The sequence below is a fragment of the Halobellus sp. GM3 genome, from assembly GCF_052545375.1.
The window spans coordinates 42,872-60,940 of record NZ_JBQWLT010000002.1 but is presented as its reverse complement, the minus strand read 5'-3'; the positions used below and the strand labels follow the sequence as shown (position 1 = coordinate 60,940).

21 protein-coding genes are annotated in these 18,069 nt (G+C 65.8%); 9 read left to right on the top strand and 12 right to left on the bottom strand.

Annotated features, from left to right (window positions below; genetic code table 11):
- Positions 1-45 precede the first annotated feature (45 nt).
- Complete coding sequence (locus tag ACT3HL_RS03090; RefSeq protein WP_445085347.1) at positions 46-276, top strand: AbrB/MazE/SpoVT family DNA-binding domain-containing protein; 231 nt, start codon at positions 46-48, stop codon at positions 274-276.
- On the top strand, positions 277-654 hold the full coding sequence (locus tag ACT3HL_RS03085) for a PIN domain-containing protein (protein ID WP_445085346.1): 378 nt from the start codon (positions 277-279) through the stop codon (positions 652-654).
- A gap of 43 nt (positions 655-697) precedes the next feature.
- On the opposite strand, the gene ACT3HL_RS03080 is transcribed toward ACT3HL_RS03085, so the two are convergent.
- Positions 698-2,383: a GTP-binding protein gene (locus ACT3HL_RS03080; protein ID WP_445085345.1), complete on the bottom strand. Its 1,686-nt coding sequence runs from the start codon at positions 2,381-2,383 to the stop codon at positions 698-700.
- Positions 2,384-2,498: 115 nt separating this feature from the next.
- The gene (locus tag ACT3HL_RS03075; RefSeq protein WP_445085344.1) at positions 2,499-3,050 is read right to left on the bottom strand and encodes a DnaJ domain-containing protein; all 552 of its coding nucleotides are present in this window, start codon (positions 3,048-3,050) and stop codon (positions 2,499-2,501) included.
- 151 nt (positions 3,051-3,201) lie between these two features.
- Between ACT3HL_RS03075 and ACT3HL_RS03070 the strand changes: the two genes are divergently transcribed.
- Positions 3,202-3,696 (top strand): hotdog domain-containing protein, encoded by a 495-nt coding sequence (locus ACT3HL_RS03070; protein ID WP_445085343.1) that lies wholly within the window; start codon positions 3,202-3,204, stop codon positions 3,694-3,696.
- A 145-nt stretch (positions 3,697-3,841) separates the two neighbouring features.
- Here ACT3HL_RS03070 and ACT3HL_RS03065 read toward each other — a convergent pair whose 3' ends face one another.
- Positions 3,842-4,606, bottom strand: a complete 765-nt coding sequence (locus ACT3HL_RS03065) for an SDR family oxidoreductase (protein WP_445085342.1) — start codon at positions 4,604-4,606, stop codon at positions 3,842-3,844.
- Between the two features lie 178 nt (positions 4,607-4,784).
- Here ACT3HL_RS03065 and ACT3HL_RS03060 point away from each other — a divergent pair, with 178 nt between their 5' ends.
- Complete coding sequence (locus ACT3HL_RS03060) at positions 4,785-6,425, top strand: alpha-amylase family glycosyl hydrolase (protein ID WP_445085341.1); 1,641 nt, start codon at positions 4,785-4,787, stop codon at positions 6,423-6,425.
- Positions 6,426-6,460: 35 nt separating this feature from the next.
- On the opposite strand, the gene ACT3HL_RS03055 is transcribed toward ACT3HL_RS03060, so the two are convergent.
- Positions 6,461-6,871, bottom strand: a complete 411-nt coding sequence (locus ACT3HL_RS03055; RefSeq protein WP_445085340.1) for a GNAT family N-acetyltransferase — start codon at positions 6,869-6,871, stop codon at positions 6,461-6,463.
- 200 nt (positions 6,872-7,071) lie between these two features.
- On the opposite strand from ACT3HL_RS03055, the gene ACT3HL_RS03050 reads away from it, so the two are divergent.
- Entirely contained in the window at positions 7,072-7,233 is a 162-nt protein-coding gene (locus ACT3HL_RS03050) for a DUF7838 family putative zinc beta-ribbon protein (protein ID WP_445085339.1), read from the top strand.
- A gap of 30 nt (positions 7,234-7,263) precedes the next feature.
- On the opposite strand, the gene gcvPB is transcribed toward ACT3HL_RS03050, so the two are convergent.
- From gcvPB to ACT3HL_RS03025, 5 genes are all read right to left on the bottom strand, one after another.
- Complete coding sequence (gene gcvPB, locus ACT3HL_RS03045) at positions 7,264-8,688, bottom strand: aminomethyl-transferring glycine dehydrogenase subunit GcvPB (protein WP_445085338.1); 1,425 nt, start codon at positions 8,686-8,688, stop codon at positions 7,264-7,266.
- Positions 8,685-10,031 (bottom strand): aminomethyl-transferring glycine dehydrogenase subunit GcvPA, encoded by a 1,347-nt coding sequence (gcvPA, locus tag ACT3HL_RS03040; protein ID WP_445085337.1) that lies wholly within the window; start codon positions 10,029-10,031, stop codon positions 8,685-8,687. Before gcvPA ends, gcvPB begins: the two co-directional genes overlap by 4 nt.
- 120 nt (positions 10,032-10,151) lie before the next feature.
- Entirely contained in the window at positions 10,152-10,532 is a 381-nt protein-coding gene (gcvH, locus tag ACT3HL_RS03035; protein ID WP_445085336.1) for a glycine cleavage system protein GcvH, read from the bottom strand.
- A 33-nt stretch (positions 10,533-10,565) separates the two neighbouring features.
- Positions 10,566-11,663, bottom strand: coding sequence for a glycine cleavage system aminomethyltransferase GcvT (gcvT, locus tag ACT3HL_RS03030; RefSeq protein ID WP_445085335.1), 1,098 nt, complete (start codon positions 11,661-11,663; stop codon positions 10,566-10,568).
- A gap of 142 nt (positions 11,664-11,805) precedes the next feature.
- The gene (locus tag ACT3HL_RS03025) at positions 11,806-13,350 is read right to left on the bottom strand and encodes a methyl-accepting chemotaxis protein (protein ID WP_445085334.1); all 1,545 of its coding nucleotides are present in this window, start codon (positions 13,348-13,350) and stop codon (positions 11,806-11,808) included.
- A 131-nt stretch (positions 13,351-13,481) separates the two neighbouring features.
- Between ACT3HL_RS03025 and ACT3HL_RS03020 the strand changes: the two genes are divergently transcribed.
- Both ACT3HL_RS03020 and ACT3HL_RS03015 read left to right on the top strand, forming a co-directional pair.
- On the top strand, positions 13,482-14,000 hold the full coding sequence (locus tag ACT3HL_RS03020) for an NYN domain-containing protein (protein ID WP_445085333.1): 519 nt from the start codon (positions 13,482-13,484) through the stop codon (positions 13,998-14,000).
- A 554-nt stretch (positions 14,001-14,554) separates the two neighbouring features.
- Complete coding sequence (locus tag ACT3HL_RS03015; protein WP_445085332.1) at positions 14,555-15,403, top strand: TatD family hydrolase; 849 nt, start codon at positions 14,555-14,557, stop codon at positions 15,401-15,403.
- Between the two features lie 43 nt (positions 15,404-15,446).
- Here ACT3HL_RS03015 and ACT3HL_RS03010 read toward each other — a convergent pair whose 3' ends face one another.
- From ACT3HL_RS03010 to ACT3HL_RS03000, 3 genes are all read right to left on the bottom strand, one after another.
- A complete protein-coding gene (locus ACT3HL_RS03010) occupies positions 15,447-15,632 on the bottom strand; it encodes a hypothetical protein (RefSeq protein WP_445085331.1) in 186 nt (61 codons plus the stop codon).
- On the bottom strand, positions 15,629-15,988 hold the full coding sequence (locus ACT3HL_RS03005) for a HalOD1 output domain-containing protein (RefSeq protein WP_445085330.1): 360 nt from the start codon (positions 15,986-15,988) through the stop codon (positions 15,629-15,631). The genes ACT3HL_RS03010 and ACT3HL_RS03005 overlap by 4 nt, the downstream gene beginning before the upstream one ends.
- 84 nt (positions 15,989-16,072) lie before the next feature.
- Positions 16,073-16,714 (bottom strand): helix-turn-helix domain-containing protein, encoded by a 642-nt coding sequence (locus tag ACT3HL_RS03000; protein WP_445085329.1) that lies wholly within the window; start codon positions 16,712-16,714, stop codon positions 16,073-16,075.
- 104 nt (positions 16,715-16,818) lie between these two features.
- Here ACT3HL_RS03000 and ACT3HL_RS02995 point away from each other — a divergent pair, with 104 nt between their 5' ends.
- Together ACT3HL_RS02995 and ACT3HL_RS02990 are read left to right on the top strand one after the other, a co-directional pair.
- Positions 16,819-17,268: a DUF7344 domain-containing protein gene (locus ACT3HL_RS02995; RefSeq protein ID WP_445085328.1), complete on the top strand. Its 450-nt coding sequence runs from the start codon at positions 16,819-16,821 to the stop codon at positions 17,266-17,268.
- A gap of 75 nt (positions 17,269-17,343) precedes the next feature.
- A complete protein-coding gene (locus ACT3HL_RS02990) occupies positions 17,344-17,940 on the top strand; it encodes a DUF2150 family protein (RefSeq protein WP_445085327.1) in 597 nt (198 codons plus the stop codon).
- Positions 17,941-18,069: the final 129 nt, after the last annotated feature.

The following is an 18,069-nucleotide window of genomic DNA, read 5'->3' as shown; positions in this document are numbered from 1 at the left end:
GTTCACCGGGGAATGTTTTTAAATTCTCCCACGGTACTGTCAGGTATGTCAGAGGTGACACTCGACGACCGAGGGCGCTTGACGCTCCCGAAGGAGCTGCGAGAACGATACGGCGATCGTTACTATGTCGTCGAACTTCACGACGGGGTCAAGCTGGTTCCGATCGCGGATGATCCGCTCGGTGCGCTCAGAGACGAGTTTGCCGACGGAGAGACGTCGGCCACTGAACTCCGCGCAGAGGCGCGAGAGGAAGCACTGGACGAGGCCGGACGCTGAATGTACGCCGAAACGGACTTTCTACTCGCACTCATCAAAGACGAAGACTGGCTCGGAGAGGCGGCCGAAACGGTTTATCGGGAGCATCGAAACGAACTCTGGACATCGCAGTTCACACTCATTGAACTCCTCTTGGTCGCCTACCGCGAGGACCGTGACACGGACCGAGTCATCGCGAACGCCGCCAGTCTCGTAGAAGTTCGCGGCGACGTGGACACGGTCGTCAAGGCGTCGACGTACGTTGAAGATCACGGTTTCACTCCTTTTGATGCGCTTCATCTCGTTGAGTCGGAGGGAGACACCATCGTCTCGAGCGACGACACTTACGAGGGGGTTGCTCCGCGACTCGACCTGAAGGACGATACGGTCGGAGAGTGACGAGAGCCGAGAAACTGTCTACATCGGCATCGGTCGTCGTTGGCTATTCGCCGTCGCCGCCGACGTCCGTGACCGTCCCGACGCCCTTCGACTGGCCCTCGCGGAAGACGAAGCGCTGGCCCTCCTCGACGAGGTACGGCCGGAACTTGAACTCGACCGTCGCCGTGCCCCGGTCGCCCGGCAGCAACTGCCCGCCCTCGGGGCGGAAGATCGCCGCCTCGCTCGCGGTCTCGAGGTGTACGACCGGTTCGTAGCCCTCACGGATGCGCGTCGGATGGTTCAACACCATCACCTCCGCCTCGAAGGAGCGCACGGGCGTCGGATCGGCGTCGCCGGAGAGCAGCGCCATCCCGCGTTCGAGCTCCTCCTCGCGGACGCCCTTGAGCGCGATTCCGACGATGCGCCCCGCCTTCGCCCGGTCGACGCGGTGGTGGTGCATCTCGATCGAGCGGACCTCGACATCGCGGAACGAGCCGTCGGGCATCGGGCCGATCTGTAGCTCGTCGCCGGCTTCCACGCTCCCCGAGTTGACCGTCCCGGAGGCCACCGCGCCGACGCCCGTCACCGAGTAGGTCCGGTCGACGTACATCCGGAAGTCTTCGCGGGCGTCGGTGGCGACCTTCGGCAGACGCTCGAACATCGCATCGAGGTCGTCGAGGCCTTCCATCGTGACCGCGCTCGTCTTCAGGACCGGCACGACCGAGTCGCTCAGCTCCTCGACGGCGGTCTCGACGCCGTACCGCTCGACGCGCAGCGGCGTCCGCCCGACGTCGCGCAGCAGGCGCTCGACCTCTCGCTCGACGGTCTCGAGCCGGTCGTCGTCGACGGCGTCGGCCTTCGTGATCGCGACGACAGTCGGCAGCTCCATCGCGAGCAGGATCCCGAGGTGTTCGCGCGTCGTCTTCGTCGGCCCGTCGTCGGCGGCGACCACCAGGAGTCCGTAATCGAGCCGCTGTCCGACGAGCCCCCTGATCGTCGTCCGCAGCCACGGCTCGTGACCGACCGTGTCGACGAACGAGACCAACCGATCGGATTCCTCGACGACGCGCGCGCGATCGGATTTCCGGTGGGGGTTGTCCATGTGGACCGCGCCGTCGTCGTCGAAGCCGTAGACGGCGTAGGAGAGGTCCGCCGAGAGGCCGCGCTCGACCTCGTGGGGCTGGACGTCGAGGAAGCCGCGGGTGCCGCCTTGGCCGTCGTCGGCCGTCCCGGTGACGAGCGAGCCGACCAGCGTCGACTTCCCGTGGTCGACGTGGCCCGCCGTCCCGACGACGATGTGGTCGTCGTCGACGTCGAGGACGGCCCCCTCCGTCAGGGTCGCGACGCCGACGAGCCCGCGGTCGACGTCTGTTTCGGCTCCGCTTTTGGCCCCACTCTCGGCCCCGCTTTCGACGCCGTCAGTGCCGATCCCGTCGGCGGCGACGCCCCACGTCTCGACGTCTTCGATGTGCGCGCCCGCCTCCTCGGCGAGGATCGAGAGGACGTCCATCGACTCGGAGAACGCCTCCGGGGGGATCCCTGCGATGCCGCCGTCGTCGGTGACGCCGACGACGTACGTCGCCGTGCCGTCCCCCGAGAGCACCCGGTGACGCAGTTGCGCCGCGAGGCTCTCCAGCCGACCGTCGGCGAGGTGGAGCTCTCGCGACAGTCGCTCTTTGAACTCGACGCTGCCCCCCTCCTCCTCGCCGCGCTCGAGGGCCGAGTGCAGAACGGCCCGGTCAGCGCTCATAGCCGCGGATAGGGAGCGGCTTAGTAAAACCCTTTTCGTGGTGTGGGTTCTCTTGTCACAGTAGCGATCCGGAGCGCGGGCGGCACTCAGCGGTGAGAGACGAGAACAGACACGATCAGTTCGTCAGCCGCTCGTACGCGCGGTTCACGCGCTTGAACTGCTCCTCGTCGCCGGTGTCGGTGTCGGGGTGGGCCGCTTTCGCTCGCTCCCGGTAGGCGGCTCTCACCGCGTCCTCGTCGGCGCCGGGATCGAGGCCGAGCGTGCGGTACGCCTCCGCGACCGTCAGCTCGGTCGCGGCGGATGACCGGCCCCGCGATCGGCGTCTCCGTCGACCGCCTTGCTCGGCTTCTGACGCCCGTCGATTCCGGCCGAAGCGCCCCCCGTCCCCGGCCGCGCGGCGGCCCGGGCCGAACCCCTCGAAGTCGCGCGGGCCCCGCGACGCGGCGTTCGCCCGCTCGCGGCTCCGCTCCTTCGCGGTTTCGGTGGTACGCTCGACCCGCGCGAGGAGACGGCCGCTGACGTGGTACCACAGCAGGTACGTCGCCGCCGCGAAGATCGCCGCGAAAAGCAGCAGAAACGGCTGATAGACGAGTCCGAGTACCGCGAACAGCGCGGTCGTCGCGGCGAACACCGCGGTGATTCCGACGACGAGTCCGTCTCCGTCCACGCCGGAGAACAGGACGCCCAGAACCGTAAGCCTCTCGGCGGGGACGGGTGCGGACGCGGGTCCGGAACCACCTTGCGACGCCCGGGTCAGACCGGTGGGGTGGTGAACGGAAGCCGACAGATCGAATACGGGGGTCGCAGAACATCCGCCGATGATCCCGCTCGAAGCGACGCACATCACGAACCGGTTTCTCGTCCAGCCGAACGACACCAACAACAACGGGATGGCCCACGGCGGCAACGTCGTCAAGTGGATGGACGAGGTCGGCGCGATGTCGGCGATGCGGTTCGCGGGCCAGACCATCGTCACGGCGCGAATGGAGGGCATTGACTTCCACGGGCCGGTTCCCCGCGGCGAGACCGCGCTCATCGAGTCCTACGTCTACGAGGCCGGCCGAACGAGCGTGAGCGTCTACCTCCGCGTGTTCTGCGAGGATCCGCTCTCCGGCGAGACCGAACTCACGACGGAGTCGCACTTCATCTACGTCGCGATCGACGAGGACGGCACGCCGGTCCCGGTCCCCGACCTCGACGTGTCCACCGAGCGCGCCGCGGAGCTCAAAGCGCTCGCGTACGGGGACGAGGACGCGCTCGACGCCGACAGTGCGTCGCGAACGGAGCCCTCGCGGGAGACCGACGGTCGGTGAGCGACGCCGCGGGGGACCGACGACATCCGAACGTGCGACCACCGAGGCGAACGTACGCTCATCGGGACGAGCGTGCGGCCTCCGAGTCGAACGTGCGACCCATCGGGGCGGTCAACGCGAGCGCCGGACGTCTCCCCGAGGCGGCTCACCGGCTCAGATAGCCGCCCTCGACGCCGAGCGCCTCGCCGGTGACGAAGGAGGCCTCGTCATCGCAGAGCCAGCAGACCGCGTCCGCGACCTCTTGGGGCGTCCCGAGCCGGTTCATCGCGTGCAGCCCCTCGATCTGTTTCCGCATCTCGGGGTCCGAAGTGATCCCGCCCGACTCGAGCAGCGGCGTCTCGATGAACCCCGGGCAGACCGCGTTGACGCGGACGCCCGTCTCGCCGTTCTCCAGCGCCGCCGTCTTCGTCAGGCCCAGCACGCCGTGCTTGGCGGCGACGTACCCCGACGACGCCTCGAAGCCGACCTGCCCGAGAATCGAGGAGTTGTTGACGACGACGCCGCCCCCGTCTTGTGTTTGCATCTGTGCGATCTCGGGCTTCATACAGTTGAACACCCCGACGAGGTTCACGTCGATGACTGACCGCCAGTCGTCCGAGTCGTACTCGGTGACGGGCGTCTGTGCGCCGCCAATACCCGCGTTGTTGAACGCGTAATCGAGCCGACCGTACGCCTCGACGGCGACGTCGACCATCTCCTGCGTCGCGTCCGGGTCGGTGACGTCGACCTCGAGAAACCGCGCCTCCCCGCCGGCGTCTTCGATCTGCGCCACGGTCTCTTCGCCGCCGTCGACGTCCACGTCGGTGACGAGGACGCTCGCTCCGCGGTCGGCGAACTCGATCGCGGTCGTCCGCCCGATGCCCGATCCCGAGCCCGTGACGGCGGCGACAGTGTCAGTGAACGAACCCATAGTAACTCATCGGCTGAGTCTGTCAAAAGAATGGCGGCGGCCTCGCTCGCTTCGGGCCGGTGTTCCACTGCCGTCACTGGGTGGTTCTGCGTCCGTCGAGTTGGTCCCGCTTGCTTGTGGATTGATCGGCTCCGTCAGTGAATTCTCTACGCGCGAGCGCGAACGGACGCTCACGCCTATGGATTCCCCAGCGTGGTACAGAGACGCGGTGGTCTACGGCATCGACGTGGAGGCGTTCAACGATTCCGACGGCGACGGTGTCGGCGACTTCCAAGGGCTGATCGAGAAGATCGAGTACCTCGACCGCCTCGGCGTCTCCGCGGTGTGGCTGCTGCCGTTCTACCCGAGTCCGAACCGGGACAACGGGTACGACGTCACCGACTACTACGGCGTCGATCCGCGCCTCGGGACGCTCGGGGACTTCGTCGAGTTCGTCGACGCCGCCGCAAACCGGGGGATCCGCGTGCTGATCGACCTCGTGGCGAACCACACGTCGGATCAGCACCCGTGGTTCCAGTCGGCCCGATCGGATCCGACGTCGAAGTACCGAGACTACTACGTCTGGGCGGAGGAGCCGCCGCCGCCCGACCCCCGAAGGGGATCGGTCTTCCCCGGCGAGGTGACCGACAGCCGCGTCTGGACGTACGACCACGAGGCGGGCGCGTACTACTATCACCGCTTTTACCCGTTCCAGCCGGACCTGAATCTCACCAATCCGGCGGTCAGAGACGAGATCTACAAGATCCTGAAGTTCTGGCTCGAACTCGGCGTCTCGGGGTTCCGGGTGGACGCCGCGACGCTGATGATTCAGCCGAAGCACCCCGAAACCGACGAACTCGACGATCCGCACGGCCTCCTGCGGAGCCTCAAACGACACGTCCTCGAGCGGCGGGGCGACGGCGTCCTGCTGGCGGAGGCCGACGACGAGCCGCACCGGCTGCGGTCGTACTTCGGCGACGACGACGGCGGCGAGATGGATCTCCTGATGAACTTCCAGCTCAACGCGCACCTCGTCGCCGCGCTGGCGACAGAACGCGCCGACCCCCTGATCGACTGTCTCGAACGCCTCCCCGACCCCCCGCACGGCACGTGGACGAACTTCTTGCGGAACTACGACGAACTCAACCTCGGGGCGCTCTCGGAACCGCTGCGCGAGCGCGTGTTCGAGCGGTTCGCCCCCGAATCGGGGATGCGGATCTACGGCCGCGGGATCCGCCGCCGACTCGCGCCGATGCTCGGCGGCGACACCGACCGTCTCAAACTCGCGTTCAGCCTCCTGTTCTCGATGCCGGGGATGCCGCTCGTCCTCTACGGGGACGAGATCGGAATGGGCGAGGACCTCTCGCTGCCCGGGCGCCGGTCGGTCCGCACGCCGATGCAGTGGGACGAGCGTCCGAACGCCGGCTTCTCGACCGCTCGACCCGATGACCTCGTGACGCCGGTCGTCCGCGGGGGCGAGTTCGGATACGACCGCGTGAACGTCGCGGCCCAGCGTGCCGATCCGGAGTCGCTTCTCAACTGGATGGAACGGCTGATCGCGACGCGCAAGGAGACCCGCGAGATCGGCAACAGGCCATATGAGACCGTCGGCACCGACGACACCGGCACCTTCGCTCACCGGTTCGCGGGCGAGGAGCGGACCGTCGCGTTCGTCCACAACCTCACCGAGGCGTCCCGCGCCGTTTCCGTCGACCTCGACGCCGGCCCGGGCGGACACGTCCAGCCCGTTCTCGGAAGCCCGACGTACCGCCGGGAGCGCGAGGGGACCTACGAAATGGATCTCGATCCGTACGAGTACGCGTGGTTCGAGGTCCACTGAAGCGGCTAACGGGCGCTGAGACCGCGGAGCGCCACCTAGAGCCGTTTCTCGATGACGTACCCCCACCGATCGAACGCACGGTTCTCGTAGAATTCGTGAACGTCGTGCTTCGCCAGCGGCGACGCCAAGGCGACGTACTCACACCCGTTCTCTTCGGCCCACCGCTCGACGAACTCGAGTAGTGCGGTGCCGTATCCGTTCTCTCGCTCGGGTTCGTCCACGACGAGGTCGTACAGCCACGCGTGGCGAACGTGATGGAGGTGCCGCGACAGCAGGACACCGGCCACGCCGACTAACTCGCTGTCGACGAATCCGCCGAACAGGTGGTAGTCATCCTCGGCCGTCCACGCGATCACGGACTCCGGATCCGCGTCGCCCCACAACTGACGGACAATGGGGACGGCGCGGCGCCGTTCGGCCTCGTCTGTCAGTTCTCTCACGTCCATCGCTCGTTGATGCACGTGCACTATCGAAAGCGTTGGGGGGGCGGCATAGTGTATTTTGCGAGGAGATAGCTGCATCTCACGATCAAGCTGGCCAAATTATATCGCGGTAATCAATTTATCGGGGAAAATTCCTCGCGCAGACTCCGCCGTCCATCACGCAAATCAGTATCTTCAACATCGGCCAACGCAACAGGCGACCTATGAGTCTCGAACGCGAGTACGAGTGCCCCAAGTGCGGTCACGACGGCTTCTGGAAGACGGCGTCGATGACGCTGCACCTCGGGACGAAGACGAAGTGGACCTGCAACGAGTGCGGCTACGGCTTCATCGAAATCAACGGGATCAGCACCGCAGAAGCGTAGCGAATCACCTTCTCAGGTGATCGACAGCGGCTACTCTTCGTCGTCTATCGCTTGCCACGAGAGCCGCGGGTTCCGCGCGGCGTCCGCCTGATCGATGCGACGAGCGGTCGTCTTCGACGGCGACGCTTCGAGTTCCTCCTCGGAGTCGGACACGGCCGCGTTGAACGCGGCCGCGAGGTCGTCCAGTGACTCCCGGCTCTCTACCTCTGTGGGCTCTGTGAGCATCGCCTCGGGGACGAGTTCGGGCCACTTCGTCGTCGGCGGATGGACGCCGTAATCCAACATCCGTTTCGCCACGTCGGCGGCGTCGCGGTCGCCGGCCGTCGCCGCGAACTCGTGGTGGAACGGCTCGTACGGGACGTCGAGATCGATCCGCGAGGCGAGGTAGTTCGCGTTCAGCACCGCTTTCGCGGAGGCGTCTTCGAGCCCGGCGTCTCCGAGTCGCGCGATGTAGGCGTACGCCTTCACGAGCACGAGCCAGTTGCCCTGATAGCCGTGGACCTTCCCGATGCTCCGCTCGGGTTCGTACAGTTCGTACCGACCACTGCGTTCTCGGACGTGCGGATTCGGCAGGAACTCGGCGAGTTCCTCGGTCACGCCCACCGGTCCGGCGCCGGGGCCGCCGCCGCCGTGCGGCGTCGCGAACGTCTTGTGAACGTTGTAGTGCATCACGTCGAAGCCCATATCGCCGGGGCGCGCGCGGCCGAGCAGCGCGTTGAGGTTCGCGCCGTCGTAGTAGAGGAGGCCGCCGACGTCGTGGACGATGTCGGCGATCGCTTCGATGTCGCGCTCGAACACGCCGACGGTGTTCGGATTCGTGAGCATCAGCGCCGCGGTTTCCTCCGAGACCGCGGCCTCGAGGGCGTCGAGGTCGACGCGGCCGTCCTCGCCGGACGGAAGTTCGACGACGTCGTAGCCGGCCATCGCCGCGCTCGCGAAGTTCGTCCCGTGCGCGGAAGCGGGCACGATCACCTCCGATCGATCGCCGCCCCCGTTGGCCTCGTGGTACGCCTTCGCGACGAGGATACCCGTGAACTCGCCGGCCGCACCAGCCGGCGGCTGAAGCGTCACCGCGTCCATCCCGCCGATGCGCGCGAGGTAGTCCTGCAGACCGTACAGGAGCTCGAGCGTGCCCTGTACGCTCTCGTCCGATCGGTCGGGATGGACGGCCGCGTGCGGGTTCGCGGCGACGTCCTCGGTGAACGAGGGGTTGTACTTCATCGTACACGATCCCAGTGGGTACGGACCGCTCTCGACGCTCCAGTTCATCTGCGAGAGCCGCGTGTAGTGACGGGCGAGTTCGGGCTCCGAGAGCCCCGGCAGTTCGAGGCTATCGCGCGTCAGCTCCGCCGGGAGAGGGGAGTCGTCGCCGACCTCGACGGCCGTGGTGTCCTTCTCCGCGAGGAGCGATTCGTACCGGTCGTCGTCACCGTAGCGTGCCTGATCGTAGTTCATAGTGCCTCCGCGAACGCGTCGACGAGCGCCTCGGACTCCCCAGCGTTCACGTCGGTGACACACACCTGTAACAGGTGGTCGCCGACGACGTGGACCGCGAACCCCTCGGATTCGAGGTCCGCCGCGACCGCCGAGGCCGGCTGGTCGGTGCGGGCGAGGAACTCCCGGAAGTGGTGGCGGTCGCTTACGGGCGCTTTGATCCCCCGCAGGTCGTCGAGCCGAGCCGCGAGCGAGGACGCCTCTCGAACGCACTCGCTCGCGAGGTCGACGAGCCCGTCCGGGCCGAGCCACGCGAGGTGCATCGCCGTCCGCAGCGCCACCCACGCCTGGTTCGTACAGATGTTCGACGTCGCGCGCTCCTTGCGGATGTGCTGTTCGCGCGTCTGCAGCGTCAGCGTGTACGCGCGCTTGCCGGCGGCGTCCTCGCCCGCGCCGACGAGTCGGCCCGGGACCTGCCTGAGGAACGCCTCGCGCGTGGCGAACAGGCCGAGCCCCATCCCGTATGCGGTCGGGAGACCCAGCGCGTCGGCCTCGCCGACGACGACGTCGGCGCCGACGCCCGCCGGCTCTTCGAGGAGTCCGAGCGCGACGACGTCGGTGCCGAGACAGAACAGCGCCTCGACCTCGTCTGCCACCGCTCCGACGCCTTCCAAGCGCTCTTCGATGGCTCCATGGACCGTCGGGTTCTCGGCGTAGATCATCGCTGTCTCGCCGTCGGCCGCGTCCGAAAGCGCGTCGACGTCGACGTTGCCGTCGGCCATCGGGTACGTCGCGACCGAAAGCTCAGTGCCGTCGACGTAGTTCTCGAGGACCGCGCGCTTGTTCTCGGGGAGGATCTCGGGGACGAGGATACGCGTTCCCGAGGCCTGCCGGACGCGACCCGCGAGCCGGGCCGCCTCGCCGAGCGCCGTGGCCGCGTCGTACATCGAGCAGTTGGCGATCGGCAGTCCCGTGAGCTCTACGACGAGCGATTGGTACTCGAAGAGCGCCTGCAGGAACCCCTGTGTGATCTCGGGCTGGTACTGCGTGTAGGAGGTCAGAAACTCCGAGCGCCGCGAGAGGTCCTCGACCATCGAGGGCACGTAGTGCGCGTGGTGGCCGCGCCCGAGGAACTCGGTCAGGTCGTCGTTCCGCTCGAACGTCGATGCCAGCTCCGCTCGGAGCTCGCGCTCGCTCCGCGAGTCGATCCCGAGGTCGCCGTCGAATCGCACTGCTGAGGGGACGTCGAACAGGTCCGCCTCGCTTTCGGCGCCGATCGCCTCTAGCATCTCGGCCGTCGTCTGGGGCGAGTGCGGCGCGTAAGGGCTTCCGGTCGCCCGTTCGTGCCGGCCGCTCTCAGTCATCGCTTCGGCACCCCGACTACAGACCCGCTCATACTCGAACTGTCTCCGCCCGTCGTCGATCTCTGTCTTCCATCGTCGATTGATCTCTCCATCGTCATTGCGTGTTCGTCACCGATTCGCTCACTCGGTCTGGTCGCGGTACGTCTCCGCCGAGAGGAGGTCGTCGAACTCGGCCTCGTCCGCGACGTCGACCTCGAGCATCCACCCCTCGCCGTAGGGGTCCTCGTTCACCAGTTCCGGCTGGTCGAACAGCGCCTCGTTCACTGCGCTCACCGTGCCGGAAACGGGCGCATAGAGGTCTGACACGGCCTTGATCGACTCGACGACGCCGAACTCCGCTCCCTGCGTGATCTCCTCGCCGACCTCCGGGAGTTCGACGAAGACGATGTCGCCCAGTTCGTCCTGCGCGAAGTCGGTGATGCCGATCTTCGCCGCGTCCGATCCGGTGGTTGCGTACTCGTGCGATTCCTGGTACTTGCGGTCTGCTGGTACTTCGAACATCTATCTATCTTCGGTGATTGTCGCGGGCACTTATCAATCCTGTACGAACGGCGTCGCCGCGACGTCCGCGCGCTTCTCGCTGTCGCGAACGACGACAGAGAGCTCCGTCCCCGGCGCAGACAGCGATGTCGGCACGTATCCGAGGGCGATCGCCTCACCCAGCGTCGGGCTCATCGTCCCGCTCGTCACGTGGCCGACGACGTCGCCGTCGGCGACGATCTCGTGTCCGTGCCGGGCGATCCCGCGCTCGCGCAGGACCAACCCGACGAACGTCTCTTCGGCGCCCTCCTCGGCGACGCTCGCGAGCGCGTCGCGCCCGACGAAGTCGGTGTCGAGAGCGACTGTCCATCCGAGACCGGCCTCGTAGGGCGTCCGGGGCTCCGACGCCGGATCGAAATCCTGCCCCGAGAGGAGATACCCCATCTCGATGCGGAGCGTGTCCCGAGCCCCGAGACCGCAGCGCTGACAGTCGGTCTCTAGCGCCCGCCAGAGCGCCTCTACCTCGTCGCTCGGACAGAGTATCTCGAACCCGTCCTCGCCGGTGTAGCCCGTCCGTGACACCCACGAGTGGACGTCTGCGACTTCCGCGTACGTCCCCTCGCCCTTCGAGAGCGCCGTGACGTCGGCGGCGTCGTCGCAGTGACGCTCGACGGTCTCGGGCGCGTCCGGTCCCTGAACCGCCAACATTCCCCACGAGTCGGTCTCGTTTCGGACCTCTGCGTCGAGGGACCACTCGTCTCGGTGTGATTTCCAGCGCTTGTACATCTCGTCGTCGTGGCCGGCGTTCGGGACGAAGAGATACCGCGCGGTGTCGCCGTCGGGAAGCCGATAGACGATCGTATCGTCGAGGATCGTCCCCGACTCGTCAGTGATCATCGAATACTGAGAATCCCCGGACTCGAGGTCGGCGACATCGTTCGTGGTGAGCCGTTGCATCAGCGCCGTCGCGTCTGGGCCGGTGATCACGATCTCGCCCATGTGCGAGACGTCGAAGAGACCGACCGATTCTCGAACGGCCGAATGCTCGGTCCGGATCGAATCGAACTCGACCGGCATCTCCCATCCGCCGAAGTCAGTGAGCGACGCGTCTGCGCCGTACACGTCGTATAGCGGCGTCTTACGTAGGCCCATACCTGCGCTCGGGTCGGGAACAGGAAATGCTTTGGTATGTGCGGTCCGCTGACCGGTGAATCGGCGACTGATAAATCACATACAGCGATATAAAAAGTCTACAATTAGCGAGCGAGCCGCCAGCGCGGGCGCGTCCGCCGTCTCACCGACCGGGTCGATCGCCGTCCCAGTCGTCCGCCGCTGTCAGTTGCTGGACCGTCTGTGCGATCGCGCTGACGCTCGTGGACTGCTGCTCGATGGCGTCCCCGACGTCGACGATCTCGGTTTCGATCGCCTCGGCCCGCTGACTCGCTTCGTCGATGGTCGCGGCGAGTTCCTCGGTGCTCGCCGCCTGATCGTCGGTCGCGTCCGCGACCTCCGAGATGCCGCTCGAGGTTTCCGCGACGGCGTTGGCGATGTCGTCCAGTTTGTCCATCGCCGCGTCGACGCTCTCGGTGCCGGTGTCGATCCGTTCGGTCGTGGTCTCGAGACTCGAGACCGTCTCCTCGGTGTCCGTTTGGATCTCGTCGATCATCGATTCGATCTCGCCCGCCTGCGTTTGGGACTTCTCGGCGAGCGATTTCACCTCGTCTGCGACGACCGCGAAGCCGTCGCCCGCCTCGCCCGCGCGGGCCGCCTCGATTGACGCGTTCAGCGCGAGCAGATTGGTCTGATCGGCGATGTCGTTTATCACCTCGACGATCTCGTCGATCGCGTCGACGCGGGCTTTGAGCCGTTCGACGTCCTCGGTCACCTCGTCGGCCGCCTCGCCGACGTCGTCCATCACGTCGCTGGCCTCTGAGGCCGACGTCCGCCCCTCGCTCGCGAGGTCTGCGGCCCGCTCGCTCGTCGCCGCGACCTCGCTCGCCGTCGAGGCGACCTCCTCGACCGTCGCGCTGAGGTTCGAGACCTCCCCGGAGATCTCGACCATACTCTCGGCCTGTTCCGTGGTGAGGCCCTGTATCTGCTGTGAGCTCTCTGTGAGTCCATCGCACGTCTCCCGAAGCGCCGAGAGCGAGGACTCGACGTCGTCGGCGACGTCCTGCTGCCGCGAGAGCTCCCGCTCGATCCGCTGGGTGTACGAGTGCAGGTACGTGTCCATCGCGACCTGCTGGTCGAGGTTGATGAGTTTGAGCGCCGAGAGCGTCCGATCGACCACTTCGTCGATCGCGTCGTCGGTCACGTCGCCGCTCCCGCGCGCTCCGCCCGCACTCGCATCGGACCCGCCGACGTCACCGGCCTCCACGCGGTCTTTCACGTCTTCGGCGATCCCGCGCATTATCCCCTCGTAGTAGACCGAGTACGCGCCGAAGTAGATCTTCGGTCCGAGGTCGAGCATATCGTGAATCTTGCCGATCCGCGCCCGGCGGTCGAAGTACGACTGGTCGTACTCGCCGCGGCCGAGGTCCCGAAGGTACTCGGTCTGACTCTTCTTCAGCGCCTCGATCGATTTCGAGGACGAATCGAGGATGGCAACGGTCTCCGAGTACGACTGGACGTGGCCGTAGAACTCCTCGACGAGGTCGTCGGCGACGGCATCGAAGACGTGCGACGTCCGCTCGAGGTTGCGTCGGTCGCTCTCGTCGAACTGCGTAAAGTCTTTGCGCCAGTTGATCTCGCCCCCGTCGATACCGATCTGATCGGTGAGTCGCTGCCCGTCGACGCGATTCCGTTCCTGCTCGGAGATGGCTATGTCACTCACGCCCATATGCACGCAGTTATATAACTCCTATAATAAACTCGTCGACAGATTATCAGCGTTGATACGCCGTGTCGCCGGAACCGACCGCCGTCGCGGACATCGTCGGCGTTATGTCGATGCCTCGCGGAACCACCCGTATGGACCTCTTGGGACGCCTCTTCGCCGAGGATCGTGAAGAGGCGAACGAGGCGGCCGCGGCCGACAAGCCCCGGGTCGCGCTCTTCGTCGACGGGCCGAACGTCCTCCGCGACGAGTTCGACGTCGACCTCGACGACGTGCGCGAGGCGGCCGCGGCCGCCGGGCAGTTGACCGCGCTGCGGCTCTACCTCGACGAACACGCGACGCCGGGGCTGATTCAGGCCGCCGAGGCGCGCGGCTTCGAGGTCGTCGTCACCAGCGGCGACGTCGACGTCCGGCTGGCGGTCGACGTGACCCGCTTCGCCGTCGAGGACCGCGCGGACGTCATCGCGATCGCCTCCCGCGACACGGATTTCAAGCCCGCGATCGAGACCGCCAACGCCTACGGCCGCCGGACGTTCGCGATCGCCCCCGGCGAGTTCGGTCGCTCCGACGCCCTCCGGAACGCCGCGACCGAACGGGTCACGCTCGAGGGCGACGCGGACGACGGGCCGACGCTCGTCGGCTACGACACCTGATCTCGGGTCGGTGCCGCGGTACCTTTCTCGGGAATCTCGACAAATCGTTCAGGACGGTTAGAACGACTCTCGAGACAGTATTCACACTCACGACAAACTAGCCACTGGAGCATATCGGCGATATGCTGCACAAGTGTGTGGCCACCTAAGCGGCGGCAAAACTGTTGCTGTTCTACTCGTTAGCTAACCACCCGAATATATTTATCAGTGTTACAGAGTGGACAGTTTCCATTGCTTAGATCACTATCGTCCCAGTTCCTCCCACACTCACTACATTGGTACACCGTCATACGGTCTGGCCATATGTAGTATTCCATTAAATAGATCTGGGACGATATGAAACCGAACCGTATCGATAAAGAATTCTCCAGTATACTCATAGCAGCGCAAATTGAGAGTCTTTGGGCGCCTAATAATCGAAAGAAATAGCGATTCTCTCACCGCAATCGTGGCAGGGGATGTTTTGTCACCACGCAGACTCGTTCTAGTGGCAGATTCACCGTCGCGGAGTCGAAAGTGGGCGGATTTTTGGATCGGAACGCCGAGAGGACCGTATGGAAGACCTCGGCACGCCGGTCCTGGACAACCACCTGCATCTCGACCCCGAGCACGGTCGCGGGCTGGACGCGGTGCGCGACTTCGCCCGCCTCGGCGGCACGCACCTGCTGGTCGTGAACAAGCCCTCGTGGCATCTCGGCGTCGATCCCGAGACGGGGCCGGAGTTCCGTCCGGTTTTCGAGACGACGGTCGACGTCGCCGAGGCCGCGACCGACCTGCTCCCCGGCCGCGCGTGGCCCGTCCTCGGCGTCCACCCCGGCCTCGTCTCGCGACTGGTCGACGACCGCGGGCTGTCGCCCGAGGCGGCGGGCGACCTGATGCGCGCCGGCCTCGACTGCGCGGCGGAGTTCGTCCGCGCGGGCGAGGCGCTGGCGCTGAAGTCGGGGCGGCCCCACTACGAGGTGAGCGAGGCGGTCTGGGAGTCCTCCAACGAGGTGATGCGGCACGCGTTCGCGCTGGCCGCGGACCTCGAGTGCGCCGTCCAGTTGCACACCGAGGCGAGCGAGGACTTGACCGAGGTGGCCGCCTGGGCAGACGAGCGAGGGCTGCCGTCGCATCGGGTGGTGAAACACTACGCTGGCGGGCGGCTCGCCGGACCGACGCCGTCCGTGATGAGCGAGAAGGATCGGCTAGAAGTCGCCGCCGAGTCGGGCGAGCCGTTCCTGATGGAGACGGACTTCGTCGACGACCCCGACCGCCCGGGGATGGTCCTCGGCCCGAAGACCGTGCCGCGTCGCGTGCGGTGGCTCCTCGAATCGGGCCACGACGAGGCGGTCGAGCGCGCTCACGTGAGGACGCCCGAGCGGGTCTACGGGATCGACACGCGCGCGACGTTATCGAGGTGAGGGCCCGTCGGGACCGGCGGACCCGTGCGCGCGAGTGGGCGAACTACTCCGAGCCCTCGGTCTTTCGCACTTCCGTGACGATAATGTCCCAGTCGGGATAGTCGGTCCCGTTTCGACACTCCCATCCGCCCTCGACGTCGACGCCGTTGGCGTGCGCTCGCTGAAGGAGCGATTTCAGTTCCGCGCCCAGTGCCGATTCGGTCGTGAGCGGGCGCTCGTCCGCTGTCATTTCTCGGTTGCCTCGGTCCGGTCCTCGTCCTCCGATTCGACAGTGATCACACCGTGGTTGTGAATGGTTACTGTATATCCCTCCTGCGTCCACGTGGTGTGAACCACTCTCTCAGCGGAATCTCCGCCGGACGCGAGCGCGTTGAGCGCGTCAGGATCGATCGTTTCTTGGAGTGGATCGAGCGATATCGGATCCACGCCCATCACTTCTGAGAGCGCCGTCACGACGGCCATACTCGGGGGAGTCGTTGTCTGATCGTACTGGAATTGGTATGTCGCCGGACTACGGAGGGCCGTCTCCGAATTTTGCGGATTCCCATCCGACTGCAACTCGAACCCAGTTCGTGTGGCGGTCATTCTATCCCATCGTTGTCGCCTGACTCGGTTTAAGACAACTACTGATTATACAGAGGGTTTAAACGTAATCGCGGGGGATGAAATTCACTCTTGGACGATCGTCGCGGCGATGAGCCGCCGGTGTCCGCGTCTGAGCCGGGAGGAGAGGGACTGTTGGGTGATTCCGAGGTCCCCGGCGACGTCTTCAAGCGACGCCTCGCGAGGCGAATTGAAATACCCGCGTTCGTAGGCCGCCACCAGCGCCTCTCGCTGCGTGTCCGTCAGCTGGTACCCTTCGTCCTGTATCGGGAGGAGCGCATGCACGGCCGTGATCTCTATCTGAATATGGTTCTGCTGGCAGTACTCCCGGAACTCGCCGATGTCGTCGCGGCCCTCGCCGCGCACCTCGAACCGCCAGCCGTCTCGCGTCCCCACTCCCGTGAGAACGACGAGGCGCGCCTCGGCGAGGGCGTTCAGGATGCCGACGTACTCTCGGTCCCACGCGGCGCGCAGGAGGTACTCGTCCTCAACGCTGTCGATGAGCCTGATGTCGCGCACGCCGGCGTGGGCCGCGAACGCGGCTTCGATATCCTCGGCCTCCGCGCCGCGGACCCAGAAGTACGGAATAATGAGCGTCTCGTGTGGGATGAGGCGCTCCAGTTCGACCGTCACCCCGGGCAAGGTCTCGAAGACGCTTCCCAGCGGGAACTCCGCCGCCGGACTCGTGAACTCCATAACGGTCGCCATAGGTGACGTTCGCCTCGAAGACCGATAATCCACGTGGGTGGTGCACCAAGGTTCGAGCGCGGTACTTCAACGGCAAAAATTTGATACCTATCTGAAACGTACTGATGAGCAGCAAGCACCGCATTTTAACGGGCTTGGTATACCAAGCCACCCCGTTTTGTACGGGCATACACAACGGACATTCAAGAGCGAGTAATGAGTGTCATTGCGGAATTTCAGATCCCATCTACATCTTTCGAACTCGGGCGAATTCTCACCGTCGAAGGGATGTCGTCCATCGAACTCGAAAGCCTCGTACCGACGGGGGACGCCACCGTCCCGCTCTTTTGGGTTCACAACTCGACGCGACCATCGTTCGGACGGACGAGGTAGACGTCCCCAACGACGATCATCGGCGGCGCGTTCGCACGGAACTGTATCACAATCACCTCCCGAAACTGCAGATCTGCGGGATGATCGAGCACGACACCGAAACCGGGGCGGTCAGGAACGCGTCCAGCGGCCTCGGGCGGGAGCTCCTGACGGTCGTCGAATCGCACGAGCCGAGCGAGTGATTCTGTCGCCCGCAAAACCCCCCCGAACGGCCGTCGACAAGAAAGGCATTTGAGTCCCGGCGGGAATGGTGGTGTATGACCGAGGCCGAGGAGACCTACTACACCGAAGAACGCTGGCAGAACTGGCTCTCGCGCGTCGAGGAGGAAGACCTCGACCCCGAGAACGAAGACTCCGCGCGGCTGCTTTTGAACCTCCAAGACGACGCCGCCATCGCGGTGGCGAAGATCGTCTCCGCCTACGAGGAGGGCCGCCTCGACGACGAGGAGGCGATCGAGGAGCTCGAACGCGTCCGGACGATCATCCTCTCTGAGCCGGACCTCGAGATCGAAGACGACGCCGCGCGCGAGGACAAAACGATCCTCGTCGACGGCGTGCAGACGAGCCTCGTCTGCGTCTTCTACGCCGCCGAGGAGTTCATCATCGCGGGCGCGGCCGAGGAGGCCCCGATCGCCGAGTACGTCGAGGCCGCCGCCGCCGCCGAGGCCGACGACGACATGGACGCCGCGCTGGGCTACCTCGTGCAGGCCGGCACGCGCATCATCGACGGCGACGAACTCGATATGGCCATCGCCGACGAACTGGAGTACGGACTCGTCTCCGAGTGGGTCAACGGGCTCGACAGCCTGCAGAGCGCGATGAGCGACCCCGAAGTCGTCGAAGAAGAGGACTGACGCCGATCGGCCCCCGGCCCTCGGCCTCGGATTTCTCGCACGACGGACTGTCGCGGACGTGACGCCTCTCAGCGACGCTGCCGGCGGCCCGTCGAGGTATACGCTGACGCCTCGTCGATTCCGGTTCCG